The organism is Streptomyces sp. NPDC104309 (assembly GCF_055584025.1).
Genome location: NZ_JBVJMV010000022.1, coordinates 27,485 through 45,875 on the forward strand (window position 1 = coordinate 27,485; position 18,391 = coordinate 45,875).

General features: G+C 67.5%; 13 protein-coding genes and 1 tRNA gene. 4 read left to right on the forward strand and 10 right to left on the reverse strand.

Going from position 1 to position 18,391, the window contains the following annotated elements; translation table 11 throughout:
* Positions 1–129 precede the first annotated feature (129 nt).
* Positions 130–1,941, reverse strand: a complete 1,812-nt coding sequence (locus tag ACZ68L_RS28255; RefSeq protein WP_469581994.1) for a 5'-nucleotidase C-terminal domain-containing protein — start codon at positions 1,939–1,941, stop codon at positions 130–132.
* 135 nt (positions 1,942–2,076) lie between these two features.
* On the opposite strand from ACZ68L_RS28255, the gene ACZ68L_RS28260 reads away from it, so the two are divergent.
* The gene (locus tag ACZ68L_RS28260) at positions 2,077–2,781 is read left to right on the forward strand and encodes an SIMPL domain-containing protein (RefSeq protein WP_469581997.1); all 705 of its coding nucleotides are present in this window, start codon (positions 2,077–2,079) and stop codon (positions 2,779–2,781) included.
* 125 nt (positions 2,782–2,906) lie between these two features.
* A complete protein-coding gene (gene pyk / locus ACZ68L_RS28265) occupies positions 2,907–4,340 on the forward strand; it encodes a pyruvate kinase (protein ID WP_469581999.1) in 1,434 nt (477 codons plus the stop codon).
* A 16-nt stretch (positions 4,341–4,356) separates the two neighbouring features.
* Here pyk and ACZ68L_RS28270 read toward each other — a convergent pair whose 3' ends face one another.
* Together ACZ68L_RS28270 and ACZ68L_RS28275 are read right to left on the reverse strand one after the other, a co-directional pair.
* The gene (locus ACZ68L_RS28270; protein WP_469582002.1) at positions 4,357–5,136 is read right to left on the reverse strand and encodes a helix-turn-helix domain-containing protein; all 780 of its coding nucleotides are present in this window, start codon (positions 5,134–5,136) and stop codon (positions 4,357–4,359) included.
* 111 nt (positions 5,137–5,247) lie between these two features.
* Positions 5,248–5,320 (reverse strand) — tRNA-Leu (locus ACZ68L_RS28275).
* 102 nt (positions 5,321–5,422) lie between these two features.
* On the opposite strand from ACZ68L_RS28275, the gene ACZ68L_RS28280 reads away from it, so the two are divergent.
* The gene (locus tag ACZ68L_RS28280; RefSeq protein WP_469582005.1) at positions 5,423–6,082 is read left to right on the forward strand and encodes an ANTAR domain-containing response regulator; all 660 of its coding nucleotides are present in this window, start codon (positions 5,423–5,425) and stop codon (positions 6,080–6,082) included.
* Between the two features lie 80 nt (positions 6,083–6,162).
* Here the strand turns inward: ACZ68L_RS28280 and ACZ68L_RS28285 are convergent, their stop codons facing one another.
* The 7 genes from ACZ68L_RS28285 to ACZ68L_RS28315 form a co-directional block, all read right to left on the reverse strand.
* Positions 6,163–6,879: an ABC transporter ATP-binding protein gene (locus ACZ68L_RS28285; RefSeq protein ID WP_469582008.1), complete on the reverse strand. Its 717-nt coding sequence runs from the start codon at positions 6,877–6,879 to the stop codon at positions 6,163–6,165.
* On the reverse strand, positions 6,876–7,796 hold the full coding sequence (locus tag ACZ68L_RS28290) for an ABC transporter ATP-binding protein (RefSeq protein WP_469582201.1): 921 nt from the start codon (positions 7,794–7,796) through the stop codon (positions 6,876–6,878). Before ACZ68L_RS28290 ends, ACZ68L_RS28285 begins: the two co-directional genes overlap by 4 nt.
* 5 nt (positions 7,797–7,801) lie before the next feature.
* On the reverse strand, positions 7,802–9,601 hold the full coding sequence (locus ACZ68L_RS28295) for a branched-chain amino acid ABC transporter permease (protein WP_469582011.1): 1,800 nt from the start codon (positions 9,599–9,601) through the stop codon (positions 7,802–7,804).
* 5 nt (positions 9,602–9,606) lie between these two features.
* Positions 9,607–10,536, reverse strand: coding sequence for a branched-chain amino acid ABC transporter permease (locus ACZ68L_RS28300; protein WP_351081541.1), 930 nt, complete (start codon positions 10,534–10,536; stop codon positions 9,607–9,609).
* Positions 10,537–10,638: 102 nt separating this feature from the next.
* Positions 10,639–11,847: a branched-chain amino acid ABC transporter substrate-binding protein gene (locus ACZ68L_RS28305; protein WP_469582204.1), complete on the reverse strand. Its 1,209-nt coding sequence runs from the start codon at positions 11,845–11,847 to the stop codon at positions 10,639–10,641.
* A 668-nt stretch (positions 11,848–12,515) separates the two neighbouring features.
* Positions 12,516–12,986, reverse strand: a complete 471-nt coding sequence (locus ACZ68L_RS28310) for a PaaI family thioesterase (protein WP_469582014.1) — start codon at positions 12,984–12,986, stop codon at positions 12,516–12,518.
* A gap of 159 nt (positions 12,987–13,145) precedes the next feature.
* Positions 13,146–15,467: an FdhF/YdeP family oxidoreductase gene (locus ACZ68L_RS28315; protein WP_469582017.1), complete on the reverse strand. Its 2,322-nt coding sequence runs from the start codon at positions 15,465–15,467 to the stop codon at positions 13,146–13,148.
* Positions 15,468–15,647: 180 nt separating this feature from the next.
* Between ACZ68L_RS28315 and polA the strand changes: the two genes are divergently transcribed.
* Positions 15,648–18,359, forward strand: a complete 2,712-nt coding sequence (gene polA, locus ACZ68L_RS28320; RefSeq protein ID WP_469582019.1) for a DNA polymerase I — start codon at positions 15,648–15,650, stop codon at positions 18,357–18,359.
* The last annotated feature ends 32 nt before the right edge of the window (positions 18,360–18,391 follow it).

Consider the following 18,391-nt stretch of genomic DNA (forward strand, 5'->3'; position numbering starts at 1 on the left):
GCGGCCGCCCCCTCCCGAAGGAGAGGACGGCCGCCGACCCACAGGACAAGCGCCCAGGGCCTCTCGTTCGGATCACGCCGGGCCCGCGCGCCCCGGCTCGCTGATCCGGCCTGATCCAAACGAAATGCTCTAGAACACCGGCGTACCCTCACGCGTCAGACGCCAGTCCACCGAAGCGAACTGCGACACGTCCACCGAACCCTTCGCCTGCACCCAGGCGATGATCGTGTTACGGATCTCCTCCGAATTCGCCCACAGCTGCTTGGCACCCGCCACATGCGGGAAGTTGCCACCACCACTCGCCCGGTAGTTGTTCACCGCCAGCACGAACTGAGCCGCCGGATCGATCGGCTTACCCTCGAACGACAGGTTCACGATCCGCGAACCGTTCGGCTTCGCGATGTCGATGTCGTACGTCAGCTCCGACACCGCGTCGTAGTTGTAGTCCGGCGTGTTGTCCGCGTTCGTCAGCTTCGCCGTGTCCACCGGAGCACCGGCCGCCGTCTGCACGTAGTACCGGGCCGAGAACTCCAGATAGTCCTTGATCTGCGCCCCGGTCAGCAGCCGCGCCTCAAGGGTGTTCTCGAACGGATACAGGCCCGCCGCGTCCTTGATCGTCACCTTCCCGGCCGGGATCTGCGCCGTACGCGAGAAACAGGACGCCTGCGAGAGGACGGGAAGCGCCGCATACGCACCACCGGCCAGTGCCGCCTTCACCGTCTCCGCCTGGACGACGTTGATCAGATCGATGATCGGCTCGTCCTTCCAGGCCGCCTCCGCCGTCGTCATCGCGGCGTTGGACGTGCCGATGACCTGATTGACGTACCCCACGACCTTCCTGTGCTCGTCCATGAGCAGCTTCGTGATCTTCGGGTCCTCGGCCACGGTGTTGGAGTTCAGCACCTGCGAACCCGCCTTCTCCACCACCCAACGGCCCTTCTCCCACACCAGATCGAAGTCGAACAGCGTCAGCCGCTGGCCCCACTTCAACGGCTCGGAGAGCACCACCTTCTTGCCGGTCTGCTTGTTCTCCACGAAGTACTCGGGGATCTCCAGATGCGCGTGCCCGACCAGAATCGCGTCGATACCCGGCACCTGCTCCGCCACCAGACCGGCCGCGTTCTCGACGTACGGGACCTGATCACCGTACGACGACGTACCGCTGGTGCCCGAGTGCGCCGAGACGATCACGACATCCGCGCCCATGGAACGCAGCCGCGGCACGAACTTCGCCGCCTGCTCCTCCAGACCGGGGAACACCATCTTCCCGCTGACGTTCGCCTTGTCCCAGATGGCGATGCCCGGGTTGGTCAGACCCAGAATCGCGACCTTCACATCCGGACCGTGCGGGGTACGCATCTTCTTGATCACATAAGGGGCGAACGCCGGCTGCAGCGTCTTCGCGTCCAGCGCGTTCGCACCCAGCAACGGGAAGTCGCACTGCTCCTCGAACTTCCGCAGCACCGGGATGCCGTAGTTGAACTCGTGATTGCCGAGTGCCGCGGCGTCATACCCGATCGCGTTCATCGCCTGCGCCATCGGATGCACCGGACCGCGCTTCGCCGTGATCGGGTCGATCTTGGCGTAGTAGTACGACAACTGGGTGCCCTGGATCGTGTCACCCGCATCGATCATCAGGGTGTTGTGGCGGCCCTTCTCCCGGCGCACCTGGTCCACCAGAGTGGAGATCTTCGCCAGGCCGACGTCATTGTGCGCCTTGTCGTCGAACTCCTGGTCGGTGAAGTAGTCCCAGTTGAAGACATTTCCATGCAAATCGGTCGTTCCCATCACGGTGAACGAGTACCGCTTCGGCGGACGCCCCTGCCCTTGAGCGTGATCGCGGCCGTGAGCCGCAGCAGGTACGGCGGAGCCTCCGGTGATCGCCACACCGGCACCGGCGACCGCCGATGTGCCCAGGAACGTCCTACGGTTCAGCGGCATTTCTACTCCCACATCTCAGTTCTCGCGGTACACAACGCGCGTAGATAATGACCCAGGAGCCACACCCGGCAACACCCCCTGCGGGTTTCGATCTGATGACCACCCGCTGTCGCACCCGGATGCGACAGTGGACGCATGACCGACACCCCGCCGCCCTACGGCACCCCCGAACACCCCCGCGTCGCCGTCCGCGGAGAAGCCCGACTCGAAGTCGACCCCGAGACCGCCCACATCGGCATCACCGTCAGCGCCCGCGGAAAAGACCGCCGCGCCGCCCTCGAAGACCTCACCCGCCGCAACGGCCACGTCCTCGAACTCGCCCGGTCCTACGGACCCGCCATCGAAATACTCGAAACCGGCGCGCTCTCCATCACCCCCGAACCCACCAAGCACGGCCGCGACGAAAAAATCCGCGCCTACCACGGACGCGTCCATGTCACCGCCGTCCTCAACGACTTCACCGCACTCGGCGAATTCACCACCCGTGTCGCCGACCTCGACATGACCCGCGTCAACGGCCCCTGGTGGGGCCTGCGCCCCGACTCACCCGCCCACGCGGACGCCCGCCGCCAAGCCGTGCGCGATGCCGTCCAACGCGCCCGCGAATACGCCGACGCCCTCGGCGCCCGGCTCACCGCCCTCGTCGAACTCGCCGACCTCGGCGCGGAGAACACCGCCCCGGCGACCCCCATGCCCGCCGCGCCCGGCGGCATCCGCGGACGCGCCGCCTACGGCGGAGCGGCTGCCGAACCGGCCCCCGCCCTCGACCTCGAACCACAACGCCAAACCGTCTACGCCCAGGTGAACGCCCGCTTCACCATGTCACCCCCGCAACTATGAGACGCATGCTCATCCGAGCACCCCGGCGCACAATTCAACACTTGTCAATAACCCTTCATCCAAAGGTCGTTGGGTAGTCATGCGCAGCCAAATCACTACCCGTAGGTAAGGTCTAGGGTCGAAGCATGCGCCGAGCAAAAATCGTTTGCACCCTGGGACCCGCCACCGACACATACGAGCAGATCAAGGCACTGGTCGAAGCGGGAATGGACATCGCCCGCCTCAACCTCAGCCACGGCACCTACGCCGAACACGAGGAGCGATACCGCCACGTACGCAAGGCCTCCGACGAAACCGGACGCAGCGTCGGCGTCCTCGCCGACCTTCAAGGCCCGAAGATCCGCCTCGGACGCTTCCGCGAAGGCCCCGTACTCCTTGAACGCGGCGACGCCTTCACCATCACCGTCGAACCCATGGAAGGCGACCGCCACACCTGTGGCACCACCTACGACGGCCTCGCCACCGACGTCACCGCCGGCGAACGCATCCTCGTCGACGACGGCCGCGTCACCCTCGAAGTCACCGAGGTGGACGGCCCCCGGGTCCACACCACCGTCGTCGAAGGCGGCATGGTCTCCGACCACAAGGGCCTCAACCTCCCCGGCGTCGCCGTCTCCGTTCCCGCCCTCTCCGAGAAGGACATCGAAGACCTCCGCTGGGCCCTGCGCACCGGCGCCGACGTCATCGCCCTGTCCTTCGTACGCAGCGGCCGCGACATCGAGGACGTCCACCGCATCATGGACGAGGAGGGCCGCCGCCTCCCCGTCATCGCCAAGGTCGAGAAACCCCAGGCCGTCGAGAACATCGACGGCATCGTCGCCGCCTTCGACGGCATCATGGTCGCCCGCGGCGACCTCGGCGTCGAAATGCCCCTGGAACAGGTGCCGATCGTCCAGAAGCGCGCGATCAAACTCGCCAGGCGCAACGCCAAGCCGGTCATCGTCGCCACCCAGATGCTCGACTCGATGATCGACAACTCCCGCCCCACCCGCGCCGAGGCCTCGGACGTCGCCAACGCGGTCATCGACGGCACGGACGCGGTGATGCTCTCCGGCGAGACCAGCGTGGGCAAGTACCCCATCGAGACGGTCCGCACGATGTCCCGCATCGTCGAGGCCGCAGAGGAGGACATCCTCGCCAAGGGCCTCCCGCCCCTGAACGACCGCAACAAGCCCCGCACCCAGGGCGGCGCGGTGGCCCGCGCGGCGGCCGAGATGGGCGACTTCCTGGGCGCCAAGTTCCTGGTCGCCTTCACTCAGAGCGGCGACACGGTCAGGCGTCTCTCCCGCTACCGCTCACCCATCCCGCTCCTGGCCTTCACCCCGGCCCCGGCCACCCGCTCCCAGTTGAACCTCACCTGGGGCGTCGAGACCTTCCTCGGCCCGCACGTGGAATCGACGGACGCGATGGTGGCCCAGGTCGACGAGGAGCTGCTGAAGATCGGCCGCTGCCAGAAGGGCGACATCGTGGTCATCACGGCCGGCTCCCCGCCGGGGGTCCCGGGCTCGACGAACCTGGTCCGGGTGCACCACATCGGCGAGGACGACAGCCCGAAGTAGACCGGCCCTCAGTGCCTCAGTACTTCGGCCCGACGTGGGCGTCCATGAGCGCGACGGACGCCCGTCGGGCGACGGAGATGTTGTACTTTCTGCCCGCGCGCGTGCAGTGCTTCCACTCGACGCCCAGCTTGTCGAGAGTGTCGGTGTAGAGCTGTCGGATGTCGTCCGAGACGTTGGTGAACCAGTACCTCGGGTACTCGTAACGCTTCCGCTCGCCACCCACGATGCGGGTTGTCCAGTTCATGTTGCGACACCCGTCGGAATGGATCAGGCCCCGGACGAAGTCCCAGGGGCGCGCGTCGACGATCTCCTGCTGCCAGGGTTCGAGAATGACGGGGCGTTCGTGCTTCTTGCCGGGTCCGTGTTGCGGGAAGACGCATGTCCAGTGCTTCGTGTAGGACTTGACCTCGACGCAGCCGTTTCTGCTGCGCCGTCCGATGCGTGGCATGGGCATCACCCTGCGCATCGCCGACTCTGCTTCTTCGATCAGGCCGGGCCATGTGTCGCCGCAGAAGATCGACAGGTGGTGCTGTTTGGGCTTGGAGATGATGTGGCCGTCGCCGAGGTAGAGCCCCAGTAGATACGCGTACGCAACGCGATCGATGGCCCGACCCGTACATGCGGGGCAGTCGGTGGGCTGCTCATATTGCACGCCGCGGTGCTTGCGGTCCTGGTGCAGCCACCAGCCGATTGTTCCACGAGGGACGTTGAGGAGTTCTGCAACCGCTCGATTGGTGGAGCCACTCCGCAAGAGGGCGAGCGCTTCGTCACGTATCGATGGATTGTGCTGTTCCATACGGTGGAGTCTTGTGCGACCTTCGCTGGCGTGCACAAGAATCGAAGGTGCGTTCACCGGCAAGGGTGAAGATCGCAAACAGGCGTCTTAACCTTGGAATCGAAGGAGAAGTGCCCCGAGTCGGATTCGAACCGACGCTGTATGGGTTTTGAATCCATGGCCTCTACCGCTGGGCTACCGGGGCCCCTTCGAAACGAAGGATCCCGAAGGGCCTCCGTGCCTCAAACATACCGTAACTAGGTAGGCTCTTGGCAGCAGTACCCCTGTCTTGAACAAGGAGCCCTCCGTGACCTCCCCCGAGTCGCCCCAGCCCGCCGCCGACGACGACAAGTCGCACGTTCCGCCGCTGACGACTCGCGTCGTCATCGCGGAGGACGAGGCGCTGATCCGTCTCGATCTCAAAGAGATGCTGGAGGAAGAGGGCTACGCGGTCGTCGGCGAGGCGGGTGACGGGCAGAAGGCCGTCGAGCTCGCCCGGGAGCACCGGCCGGACCTGGTCATCCTCGATGTGAAGATGCCCATCCTGGATGGGATCTCCGCCGCGGAGAAGATCGCCGAGGAGTCCATCGCGCCCGTCCTGATGCTCACCGCCTTCTCGCAGCGCGATCTTGTCGAGCGGGCGCGTGACGCCGGGGCGATGGCGTACCTCGTGAAGCCGTTCAGCAAGAGCGACGTGGTGCCGGCCATCGAGATGGCGGTGTCGCGGTTCGCGGAGCTCAAGGCGCTGGAGTCCGAGGTCGCCGACCTCGCGCAGAGGCTGGAGACGCGGAAGCTGGTGGACCGCGCGAAGAGCATTCTGCAGACGGATTACGGTCTGTCGGAGCCGGCCGCGTTCCGGTGGATCCAGAAGACGTCGATGGACCGTCGGCTGTCCATGCAGCAGCTTGCCGAGGCGTTGATCGAGGATGCCGAGGAGAAGAAGCGGGCGGCGAAGGACGGCGAGTAGACGTCCGCGTCCGTATGGATGAGGCCCGCATCCCGGATCGATCCGGGATGCGGGCCTCCTTCGTCCGTACGTCGAGTGTGTCAGTCCTCGCCGAGGTAGGCCTTGCGGACGGACTCGTCGTGGAGGAGGTCCGGGCCGGTGCCGGAGAGGACGATCTTGCCGACCTCCATGACATGACCCTGGTCCGCGAGGGAGAGCGCGGCCTGGGCGTTCTGCTCGACGAGCAGGATGGTGGTGCCCTGGGCCTTGAGTTCGACGATGGTCTCCATGATCTTCTGCATCATGATCGGGGAGAGGCCCATGGAGGGCTCGTCGAGCATCAGGAGCTTGGGCTGGCACATGAGGGCCCTGCCCATGGCGAGCATCTGCTGTTCCCCGCCGGAGAGGGTTCCGGCGGCCTGCTTCCGGCGTTCCCCGAGGATGGGGAAGAGGTCGTAGGCGCGCTGGATGTCCTTCTCGATGCCCGCCTTGTCGTTGCGGAGGTAGGCGCCGAGCTGGAGGTTCTCGGTGATCGTCAGCCGGGGGAAGATGTGGCGTCCCTCGGGGGAGTGGGCGAGGCCCAGGGAGACGATCTTGTGGGCGGGGATGTTGTCGAGTGGTTTGCCGTCGAAGACGATGCGGCCGCCGACGGGCTTGAGGAGCCCGGAGAGGGTGCGCAGGGTGGTGGTCTTGCCCGCACCGTTGGTGCCGATGAGGGTGACGACCTGGCCGGCTTCGACGGTGAAGGAGATGCCCTTGACGGCTTCGATCTTGCCGTAGGCGACGCGGAGGTCCTCGACCTCTAGCAGTGCGGTCATCGGGTGTCCTCCTCCTCGGTGCCGGTGGTGCCGGTAGTGCTGTTGGTGTCGGCATTGTCGTCGTTGTCGGCCGTCTTCGCGGCGTCCGCTTCGGCGGCCTCGACCTCGGCGACTTCTTCGGCGCCGGGGGCGCCCTCGAAGGGCGTGCCGAGGTAGGCGGCGACGACGCGTTCGTCGCTCTGGACGACGTCGGAGGTGCCTTCGACGAGCTTTTCGCCCTGGACGAGGACGGCGACGCGGTCGCAGAGATTGAAGATGAAGCGCATGTCGTGCTCGATGACGAGGACGGCGATGCCCTGGTCGCGGATGGCGAAGATGAGTTCTTCGGTGACGCGGGTTTCCTGGGGGTTCATGCCGGCGGTGGGCTCGTCCAGGAGGAGGAGTCCGGGATCGCTGGCCAGCGCGCGGGCGATTTCCAGCTTGCGCTGGTCTCCGTAGGGGAGGTTGCGCGCGAGGTGGTCGGCCTTGTCCTGGAGGCCGATGAACTGCAGGAGTTCCATGGCGCGTTCGCGGCTGGCCTGCTCGGCCCTGGTGAATCCGGGCAGCCGCAGGAGGGCGGACCAGAGGCCTTCCTTGGTCCTGGTGTGGCGTCCGACGAGGACGTTCTCCAGGACGGTCATGTTGGCGAAGAGCCGGATGTTCTGGAAGGTGCGGGCGATGCCTGCCTGGGTGACGAGGTGGGGTTTGGGCGGCAGTACGGTGCCCTTGTAGCTGACCTGGCCCTCGGTGGGGACGTACAGGCCGGTGAGGCAGTTGAAGAAGGTGGTCTTGCCGGCGCCGTTGGGGCCGATCAGGCCGACGATCTCGCCCGCGTTGACGGTGAGGTCGACGTTGCGTACGGCGGTGAGACCGCCGAAGCGCATGGTGACCCCGCTGGCGTCGAGGACGGTGGTGGCGGTTTTCGTGGTGGTGGTCATGGTGGTCACGCCCCCGCCTTGGCGATGCCGGCGCCGGTCTCTTCGGACTGTCGTGGTTCCGGTACGTCGGGCTGGTCGGACTCGTGGAATTCGAGTTGCTTCCTGCGGTCGGCGACCAGGCCTTCGGGGCGCAGGCGCATCAGGAGGATGAGTGCGACGCCGAAGAGGAGGAGCTGGTAGTCCTGCATGAACTGCAGCTTGGCCGGGATCAGGTAGAGGAGCGCGGCGCCGACGAGGGGGCCGCTGAGGGTTCCCATGCCGCCGAGGATGACTGCGGCGAGCAGGAACGCGGAGTTCGGCGGTACGGAGCCGGCGAACTGGTACTGCTCGGGTGTCACCGTGTAGTTGACGTGTGCCTGGACGGTTCCGGCGAGTCCGGCGAGGGTGGCGCCGAGGGCGAAGGCGAGCAGTTTGAGCCGGAAGGCGTTGATGCCCATGGCGGTGGCCGCGGTCTCGTCCTCGCGGATGGCGACCCAGGCGCGGCCGATGCGGGATTCTCCGGAGCGGCGGAAGACGAGGACGACGACGGCGGTGAAGACGAGCATCAGCAGGTAGTAGTTGGCGGACCTACCGAGGGTGAAGCCGAGGATGTCGTGCTTGAGTCCGAAGTCGAATCCGAAGAATTTGAGGTCGGGGATGCTCGGGATGCCCTGGGAGCCGTTGGTGAGGTCGGGTCCGCTGTTGCCGTTGAGGTTGTTCACGGTGAGGCGGAAGATTTCACCGAAGCCGAGGGTGACGATGGCCAGGTAGTCGCCGCGTAGTCGCAGGGTGGGGGCGCCGATGAGGACGCCGAACACGAGCGAGGCGGCGGCGCCGGTGAGTACGGCGGCCCAGAAGGGGAATTCGACGCCGATGGCCGACATGGTGGAGCCGGAGACCAGGGCGGCGGCGTAGGCGCCGACGCCGAGGAAGGCGACGTATCCGAGGTCGAGGAGTCCGGCGAGGCCGACGACGACGTTGAGGCCGAGTGCCACGGTCGCGAAGATGAGGATGTTGGCGCCGATGAGCGCGTACTCCTCCTTCTGCTGGGTGAACGGGAAGCAGACGGCTGCGACGAGGGCGGCGGCGAGGGTGACGTTGCGGTGCTTCGTGGTCAGCGCGGTGAGGCGGGAGACGAGTCCGGCGCGGTGGAGCGCGGTGAAGGCGAAGCCGACGGTGATGAGGAAGCCGATGAAGAGTTCGGCGTACCTGGTGTCGACGCCGTAGCTGAAGACGTAGAGCAGTGCGCCGAAGGCGACGGCGATGATGAGGATCTCGGCCCAGGCGGGGAGGGGTTCGGCGCGGCCGGCTGCCGGGGCGCCGAGGCTGTTGCGGAAGCGCTGCCAGGCGGTGGCTTCTGATCCGGTCGTGGAGTGGGGCTGGTCGTCGGGGAGTCCGAGTGCGGCGATGGCGGCGACGAGTGCGCCGATGCCGCTGACCCAGGCGCCGGGTTCCAGGTTGACGACGCCGCCGAGGTCGTAGGCGATGGCGCCGATGGTGTAGCCGGTGGTGCCGAGGGTGCCGAGTGCCAGGAGGCGGACGGGGCTGTTGGTGCCGCCGGGGGTGAGCCAGCCGAGGCCCGTGATGCCGTACCCGGACAGTGCGAAGAGCAGGGTGAGTGCGGCGCTGATGAGGGTGAGGACCTGGAGGCCGCCGGGGTAGCCGGTGACGGTGAGGTCGCCGGGGAATTCGCTGGTCCAGGTCCAGGCGAGGAAGGTGCCGGCGAGTGCGACGGCGGCGCCTGCGAGGGTGCCGATGCGGGCCGCGGCTGCGGGGACGGGGAGGAAGGAGGGGGATTCGGGTGTGGTGGTGTGCTTGCTGGTCATCCGTATCACGCCCGATCCGCGACGCGTTCGCCGAGCAGGCCCTGGGGGCGGAGCAGCAGGACGATGATGAGGAGGACGAAGGCCCATACGTCCTTCCAGGCGCCGCCGCCGAAGAGTTCCATGCCGGGGACGTTGCTCATGTAGCCGGTGGCGAGGGATTCGGCGACGCCGAGTACGACTCCGCCGAGCATGGCGCCGTAGATGTTGCCGATGCCGCCGAGCACGGCTGCGGTGAAGGCCTTGAGGCCCATGATGAAGCCCATTTTGAAGCCGATCTGGCCGTTCTTGAGCCCGTAGGCGACGGCGGCGACGGCGGCGAACGCGGCACCGATGGCGAAGGCCATGACGATGATGCGGTCGGTGTTGATGCCCATGAGCTTGGCGGTGTCGGGGTCCTGGCTGGTGGCCTGCATGCCGCGGCCGGAGCGGGTCTTGGAGACGAAGAGCCCGAGGGCGAGCATGCAGATGGGTGCCGTGATGAGGACGAAGAGGTCACCGCGTTGGATGTGGGCGCCGAAGATGTCGATCGCTTCGCCCTTGAACTGGGGGAAGGAGCGGTCCTTCTTGGCGTCGGGGTACCACTTCCAGATGGCCTGCTGGAGTGCGAGGGAGAGTCCGATCGCGGTGATCAGCGGGGCCAGTCTGGGTGCGTTGCGCAGGGGCCGGTAGGCGAAGCGTTCGGCCGCGGCGCTGACGGCGACGGAGCATATGACGCCGCCGATGATCATGAGCGGGATGATCGCGAGGAGGGAGACACCGGCCGGCATCCAGAGGTACACGGTGAGAGCCCCGAAGCCTCCGATCATGAAGATCTCGCCGTGGGCGAAGTTGATGAGCTGGATGATTCCGTAGACCATCGTGTAACCGATCGCGATGAGACCGTACATCGCGCCGAGGATGAGTCCATTGGCCAGCTGTTGCGGCAGTTCGTTCACCGCAGGGCCTCCGTGGAGTGGTTCGGATATGGCACCGCGCGGGAGCGCTGGTGGCGCTCCCGCGCGGTCTGGTGTGTCAGCGAGGTGTGACCGGGAGCTTGGTTACGGCTTGTAGGGCTCGCTGAGCTTGGAGGTCCACTTGCCGCCGTCGACCTGGTAGGCGGTCATCATGGTGTTGGTGGTGTCGCCGAATTCGTCGAAGGAGACGGGGCCGGTGACGCCGTCGAACTTGACCTTGCTCATGGCGTCGAGGACCTTGGCGCGGAGATTGTCGGGGACCTTGCCGTTGTTGTCGGCGACGGCGAGCTTGACGGCCTCGATGATCGACCAGGTGGCGTCGTAGGTGCCGCCGCCGTAGGCCTCGTAGGCGTCCTTGTATCCGGCTGTCTTGTAGTCCGCGATGAACTTCTTGGCGGAGTCGAGTTCTTCGACGGGCTTGCCGACGGAGGTGGCGATGTCGCCCTGGGCCTTCTTGTTGAGCTTGATGAAGTCGGCGCTGTACATGCCGTCGCCGCCCATGAGGGGGATCTGGACGCTGTCCTTGAGCTGCTGGCTCAGGGGTGCGCCGGCGGGGTACTCGCCGCCGTAGTAGACGGCCTTGGCGCCGGACTTCTTGACCTTGGTGACGACGGCGTTGAAGTCGCGGTCGTCGGGGTTGACGTGGTCGGAGCCGACGATCTTGCCGCCGAGGGTGGTGAAGGTGTTCTTGAAGGAGGCCGCGAGACCGGCGCCGTAGGGCTTCTGGTCGTCGATGAGGTAGACCTGCTTGATCTTCGCGTTGTTGAAGAGGTACTTCGCGGCGAAGGCACCCTGGATCTGGTCCGTGGTGGCGGTGCGGAAGTAGGTCTTGTAGGGGCGCTTCTTGTCGCCGGTCTTCCAGTTCTCGCCCTGGGTGAGCTCGGTGCCCGTGTTGGCGGGGGAGATCTGGGTGAGGCCGGCGTCGTTGAGCGGCTTCTGCATCGACTGGGAGACGCCGGAGTTCAGCGGGCCGACGACGCCGACGACGGTGTCGTCGTCGATGAACTTCTGGGCGTTCTGCTGGCCGACGGAGGGCTGTGCCTGGTCGTCGAGCGGCTTGACCTCGAACTTGATGCCGGGGACGGTCTTGTCCTTGTTGGCCGTCTTGGCGGCGAGGTCCGCGGAGTTCTTGATGCCGAGGCCGAGGGCGGACAGGTCGCCGGTGATGGGCGCGTCGACGCCGATGACGACGGTCTGGGTGTCGCCGCTGCTGCTGTTCTTGCTGTCGTCGCGCGACCCGCAGGCGGTGAGTGTCAGCGCTCCGGTGGTGAGCACTGTGGTGAGGATGAGCAACGAACGGTGTCGCACGAAAGGTCCTTTCCCTGGCGCGGCCTCCTCTGCTTGAGGTGCCGTGTCGTTCGCCGGGCCGTACTGGTTGGTACAGGGCCGTGCTGCAGACGCGCCCGGCGGCGCGGTGACTGGCCGTGACTCTAGGCGCAGGTGTGGTGGTCGGGGATGGGTCCGCCGCAGGATGTGACTGTCTTGTTATGCCCTTGAGGAAGGCTTGAGGTGGCTGTGCGGACATGTACGGCTTTTTGCCGGTCGGCGAAGTGACCGCATTCTGAGAACGCGCAGCTCTGCTAAGGGGCTTGAGCCGATCTTGCTGCTGTCGCGCGATGTGGGCCGGGGAGGGTCCGTGAGGGCGCGACGAGCCGCCCGGCGTCCGGAGGCCGGGTTCGGAGTGCTGCGCGGAGGTGTGTGCGCATGGCGCGCTTGTTACGCAGTGTTATATCTGGCGCGGTGTGGTCGACGCGGTGTTGTCTGTGTGGACCGCGCTGACGGTGCGGCTGGGGTGCTGAGTTGGCCACACAACAATCCGCGCGGTCAAGGGAGTTGGCCGATTCGGTTGCTCAACTGTTTCTTCTGTGAAGGTGGTTGTGGGCGGGAATGGCACTGCCCGACCGGATTGCGGTCCGGCCGGGCAGCGGTGTCGGTGGCGGTGTGCGGTGTGTTTCGGCGGGTCAGGCGGCGTCGGCCTGCGGTGCGTCGCGGAGCAGGCAGGTGAGGCGGGCGGTGCAGACCCGCTTGTCGTGCTCGTCGGTGATGACGATCTCGTAGGTGGCGGTGGAGCGGCCGCGGTGTACGGGGGTGGCGACGCCCGTGACGAGGCCGCTGCGTACCCCTCGGTGATGGGTGCAGTTCAGGTCGACGCCGACGGCGATCTTGGTGGCGCCGCCGTGGAGCATGGAGCCGATCGAACCGAGGGTCTCGGCGAGGACGGCGGAGGCGCCGCCGTGGAGCAGTCCGTACGGCTGGGTGTTGCCCTCGACGGGCATGGTGCCGACGACGCGGTCCGCGGAGGCTTCGACGATCGTGACGCCCATGCGCTCGCCGAGGTGGCCGGCGGAGAAGAGGGCGGGCAGGTCGACGCCGAGTGCGGCGTACTCGTCGATGATCTCCTGGGGGAACTTGGGTGCGGTGTGCTCGCCCATGGGTCCGGCTCCGATCGTCTGCAGTGATTCATAGCTTTATTGCTGTGTGCATCGTTCTTATCAGACGACTGAGCGAACGCTTAGTGGGCTGTGGGTGCGGATCCCCCCGGACGTTCTGCCCTCGGATGTTCCGCCCCGGACCTCCTGCCTCCTGACGTTCTACCCCTGCACGTTCTCCTCCTGCACCTTCTCCCCGCGGGTGTAGTCCCCATGGACGTTCTCGAAGCGGACGACCACGGACTTGCTGGCGGGGGTGTTGCTGGTGTCGGCCTTCGAGCCGAGCGGGACCAGCACATTGGTCTCCGGGTAGTAGGCGGCGGCGCAGCCCCGGGCGGTCGGGTAGTGCACGATGCGGAAGCCGGGGGCGCGGCGTTCCACACCGTCCTTCCATTCGCTGACGAGGTCGGTGTACGCGCCGTCGGCGAGGCCGAGGGTGCGGGCGTCGTCGGGGTTGACCAGGACGACGCGGCGGCCGCCCTTGACGCCGCGGTAGCGGTCGTCGAGGCCGTAGATCGTGGTGTTGTACTGGTCGTGCGAGCGCAGGGTCTGCAACAGCAGCCTGCCTTCGGGGAGTTCGGGGTATTCCACGGGTGCGGCGGTGAAGTTGGCCCTGCCGGTCGCGGTGGGGAAGCGGCGCTCGTCGCGCGGGGCGTGCGGGAGGGTGAAGCCGCCGGGGGCGGCGATGCGGGCGTTGAAGTTCTCGAAGCCGGGGACGACGCGGGAGACGCGGTCGCGGATCGTCGCGTAGTCCCTCTCGAACTCTTCCCACGGGGTGGCGGATCCGGGGCCGAGGACGGCGCGGGCGAGACGGGCGACGATGGCGGGCTCGGAGAGCAGGTGGGGGCTTGCCGGGGTGAGGTTGCCGCGCGAGGCGTGGACCATGCTCATGGAGTCCTCGACCGTGACGAACTGCTTGCCGCTCGCCTGGACGTCCTTGTCGGTACGGCCCAGCGTGGGCAGGATCAGCGCGCGGGTGCCGGTCACGGCGTGCGAGCGGTTGAGCTTGGTGGAGACATGGACGGTGAGGCGGGCGCGGCGCATCGCGGCCTCGGTGACCTCCGTGTCGGGGGTGGCCGCGACGAAGTTGCCGCCCATGGCGAAGAAGACCTTGGCGTCGCCGTCGCGCAGGGCCTCGATGGAGCGGACGACGTCATAGCCGTGGTGGCGCGGCGACGTGATCGAGAACTCCTTGTCGAGGGCGTCGAGGAATTCGGGCGAGGGCCGTTCGAAGATGCCCATGGTGCGGTCGCCCTGGACGTTGGAGTGGCCGCGCACCGGACAGACTCCGGCACCGGGACGGCCGATGTTTCCGCGCAGCAGAAGGAAGTTGACGACTTCGCGGATGGTCGGCACGGAGTGCTTGTGCTGGGTGAGGCCCATGGCCCAGCACACGATGGTGCGCTTGGACGCGAGGACCATGGCGAGCGCCTCTTCGACGGCGCGGCGGTCGAGTCCGGTGGCGGCGAGGGTCTGTTCCCAGTCGGCTTCGCGGGCCGCGGCGGCGAACTCCTCGTAGCCGTGGGTGTGCTCCCGCACGAAGGCTTCGTCGACGGCGCCCTCGGTCTCCAGGATCAGTTTGTTGAGGAGTCGGAAGAGGGCCTGGTCGCCGCCGATGCGGATCTGCAGGAAGAGGTCGTTGAGTGCGGCGCCCCTGATCATGCCGAGCGGGGTCTGCGGGTTCTTGAATCGCTCCAGGCCGGCCTCGGGCAGCGGATTCACCGAAATGATCTTCGCGCCCGCGGACTTGGCCTTCTCCATGGCGGAGAGCATCCGGGGATGGTTGGTGCCGGGATTCTGTCCGGCGACGATGATCAGGTCCGCCCGGTGGAGATCCTCCAGCGAGACGCTGCCCTTACCGATGCCGATGGTCTCCGTCAGTGCCGAGCCGGAGGACTCGTGGCACATGTTGGAGCAGTCGGGGAGGTTGTTGGTGCCGAATTCGCGGGCGAACAGCTGGAGCAGGAACGCGGCCTCGTTGCTGGTGCGCCCCGAGGTGTAGAAGAGGGCCTCGTCGGGGGAGCCGAGCGCGCCCAGTTCCCCGGCGATGATGCCGAAGGCGCGCTCCCAGGTCACCGCCTCGTACCGGTCGGCGCCCTCGGGGAGGTACATCGGCTGGGTGATCCGGCCCTGCTGGCCCAGCCAGTACCCGCTGCGCGAGGCGAGGTCGGCGACGGGGTGCGCGGCGAAGAAGTCGGGGGTGACCCGGCGCAGCGTCGCCTCCTCGGCGACGGCCTTGGCGCCGTTCTCGCAGAATTCCGCCGTGTGCCGCTTGTCGCCCTCGGGCCAGGCGCAGCCGGGGCAGTCGAAGCCGTTCTTCTGGTTGACCTTGAGGAGGGTCTGCGCGGTGCGCCGCACGCCCATCTGCTGCTGGGCGATCAGCAGGCTGTGGGCCACGGCCGGCAGTCCGGCGGCGGCGTGCTGCGCCGGCTCGATCCGCGGCGCGTCCTGGACCGGGTCATCTGCGGGCGGCTTCGTGGCCATGGTGCGCTCCCCTTAGAGCCGACTGCGGACCCGCGCGGTGCGCCGTACGCATCGACGCGGTGTGTGTGCGTCCCCGATTTTGTCACGCGGCGCCGGCAGAGGGTCCGGGGTGCACCGGCAGAGGGTCCGGGGTGCCATGCCCGGTCGGGATTGTCAGTGGTCCGTGGCAGGATCGGGGGCGTGGCTGAGACGGCATCGAAGAAGACCGCAGACAACCGACCGCGCCTGCTCCTGATGGACGGGCACTCCCTGGCGTACCGGGCGTTCTTTGCGCTGCCTGCGGAGAATTTCACGACAGGGTCGGGGCAGCCGACGAACGCGGTGTACGGCTTCGCGTCGATGCTGGCGAACACGCTGCGTGATGAGGCGCCGACGCATTTCGCGGTGGCGTTCGACGTCTCCCGCAAGACCTGGCGCTCGGAGGAGTTCCCCGAGTACAAGGCGAACCGCTCGAAGACCCCGGACGAGTTCAAGGGGCAGGTGGAGCTGATCGGCGAGCTGCTCGACGCGATGCACGCCGACCGTTTCGCGGTCGATGGTTTCGAGGCGGACGATGTCATCGCGACGCTGGCGACCCAGGCCGAGGCGGCCGGTTTCGAGGTGCTGATCGTCACCGGTGACCGGGATTCGTTCCAGCTGATCACGGACAACGTCACCGTGCTGTACCCGACCAAGGGCGTCTCGGAGCTGACGCGCTTCACCCCGGCGAAGGTCGAGGAGAAGTACGGGCTCACGCCGCGGCAGTACCCGGACTTCGCGGCGCTGCGCGGTGACCCGTCGGACAACCTTCCCGGCATCCCCGGCGTCGGCGAGAAGACCGCCGCGAAGTGGATCAACCAGTTCGGTTCGTTCGACGAACTGGTGGAGCGGGCCGAGGAGGTCAAGGGCAAGGCGGGCCAGAATTTCCGGGACCACCTGGACGCGGTGCGGATGAACCGCAGGCTGACCGAGATGGTCCGCGACGTGGAGCTGCCGAAGACCCCGCAGGATCTGGAGCGCGCGCCGTACGACCGCACTGCGGTGACGGGTGTGCTGGACGTCCTGGAGATCCGTAACCCGAGTCTGCGCGAGCGGCTGCTGGCCGTCGACCCGGGCGCGGCCGAGGACGAGGCCCCGGCGCCCGCCGCGGGTGTCGAGCTGGACGGCGCGGTGCTGGGCGCCGGCGAGCTGACGCCCTGGCTCGCCGAGCACGGCGGGCAGCCGCTCGGCGTCGCCACCGTCGACACGTGGGCGGTGGGTGCCGGCACGGTCACCGAGATCGCGCTCGCCGCGGCCGACGGAGCGGCGGCCTGGTTCGACCCCGCGGAGCTCGACGAGGGCGACGAGCAGGCGTTCGCCGCCTGGATCGCCGACGCGCGGCGGCCGAAGGTCATGCACAACGCGAAGAGCGCCATGCGGGTCTTCCCGGAGCACGGCTGGCAGGTCGACGGCGTCACGATGGACACCGCGCTGGCCGCCTACCTGGTCAAGCCCGGCCGTCGTTCCTTCGCGCTGGACGCGTTGGCGGTGGAGTATCTCGGCCGGGAGCTGGCCCCCGCGGCGGCGGCCGACGGGCAACTGGCCTTCGGCGCCGACGACCGGGCCGAGGCCGACGCCCTGATGACGCAGGCCCGCGCGATCCTGGATCTGGGCGACGCGTTCACCACCCGGCTGGCAGAGGTCGGCGCGACGGACCTGCTGCACGGCATGGAGCTGCCGACGTCCGCTCTGCTGGCCCGTCTGGAGCGGCATGGCATCGCCGCCGACCGGGCCCATCTGGAAGGCATGGAGCAGCAGTTCGCCGGTGCGGTGCAGCAGGCGGTGAAGGAGGCGCACGCCGCGGTCGGCCGCGAGTTCAACCTCGGTTCGCCCAAGCAGCTCCAGGAAGTCCTTTTCGGCGAGCTGGGCCTGCCCAGGACGAAGAAGACGAAGACCGGGTACACGACGGACGCCGACGCCCTGGCCTGGCTCGCCGCGCAGACCGAGCACGAGCTGCCGGTCATCATGCTGCGCCACCGCGAGCAGGCGAAGCTGCGGGTCACCGTCGAGGGCCTGATCAAGACGATCGCGGCCGACGGCCGTATCCACACCACGTTCAACCAGACGGTGGCGGCGACCGGCCGGCTCTCCTCCACCGACCCCAACCTGCAGAACATCCCGGTCCGTACGGACGAGGGCCGGGCCATTCGCCGGGGCTTCGTCGTCGGCGAGGGCTTCGAGACGCTGATGACGGCCGACTACAGCCAGATCGAGCTGCGGGTGATGGCCCATCTCTCCGAGGACGCCGGCCTGATCGAGGCGTTCACTTCCGGCGAGGACCTGCACACCACGGTCGCCTCGCAGGTCTTCGGCGTCGACAAGTCCGCCGTCGACCCGGAGATGCGCCGCAAGATCAAGGCCATGAGCTACGGACTCGCGTACGGGCTCTCCGCCTTCGGCCTGTCCCAGCAGCTGAACATCGAGGCGGGCGAGGCACGCGGGCTGATGGACACCTACTTCGAGCGGTTCGGCGGAGTGCGTGACTACCTGCACCGCGTGGTGGAGGAGGCCAGGGCCACCGGCTACACGGAGACGGTCTTCGGCCGCCGCCGCTACCTCCCCGACCTCAACAGTGACAACCGCCAGCGCCGCGAGATGGCCGAGCGGATGGCGCTCAACGCCCCGATCCAGGGCACGGCGGCGGACATCGTCAAGGTCGCCATGCTCCAGGTCGACCGGGCGCTGACCGAGCGGAAGCTGAAGTCCCGCATGCTGCTCCAGGTCCATGACGAAATCGTCCTGGAGATCGCCGAGGGCGAGCGGGCGCAGGTGGAGGAGATCCTTCGTCACGAGATGTCCACGGCCGTGCAGTTGAGTGCCCCGCTGGACGTCTCGGTCGGCGTCGGTACGGACTGGGAGTCCGCCGCGCACTGACGCGCCGGTGCGCCGGACGGGCCGGGCGCCGG

Excerpts from the sequence above, each read along its gene's own strand:
- ACZ68L_RS28315 (WP_469582017.1), bottom strand. The coding sequence starts at position 15,467 with ATGGCCACGAAGCCGCCCGCAGATGACCCGGTCCAGGACGCGCCGCGG.
- ACZ68L_RS28295 (WP_469582011.1), bottom strand. The coding sequence starts at position 9,601 with ATGACCAGCAAGCACACCACCACACCCGAATCCCCCTCCTTCCTCCCC.
- ACZ68L_RS28285 (WP_469582008.1), bottom strand. The coding sequence starts at position 6,879 with ATGACCGCACTGCTAGAGGTCGAGGACCTCCGCGTCGCCTACGGCAAG.
- ACZ68L_RS28270 (WP_469582002.1), bottom strand. The coding sequence starts at position 5,136 with ATGGAACAGCACAATCCATCGATACGTGACGAAGCGCTCGCCCTCTTG.
- ACZ68L_RS28310 (WP_469582014.1), bottom strand. The coding sequence starts at position 12,986 with ATGGGCGAGCACACCGCACCCAAGTTCCCCCAGGAGATCATCGACGAG.
- pyk (WP_469581999.1), top strand. The coding sequence starts at position 2,907 with ATGCGCCGAGCAAAAATCGTTTGCACCCTGGGACCCGCCACCGACACA.
- ACZ68L_RS28255 (WP_469581994.1), bottom strand. The coding sequence starts at position 1,941 with ATGCCGCTGAACCGTAGGACGTTCCTGGGCACATCGGCGGTCGCCGGT.
- ACZ68L_RS28290 (WP_469582201.1), bottom strand. The coding sequence starts at position 7,796 with ATGACCACCACCACGAAAACCGCCACCACCGTCCTCGACGCCAGCGGG.
- ACZ68L_RS28260 (WP_469581997.1), top strand. The coding sequence starts at position 2,077 with ATGACCGACACCCCGCCGCCCTACGGCACCCCCGAACACCCCCGCGTC.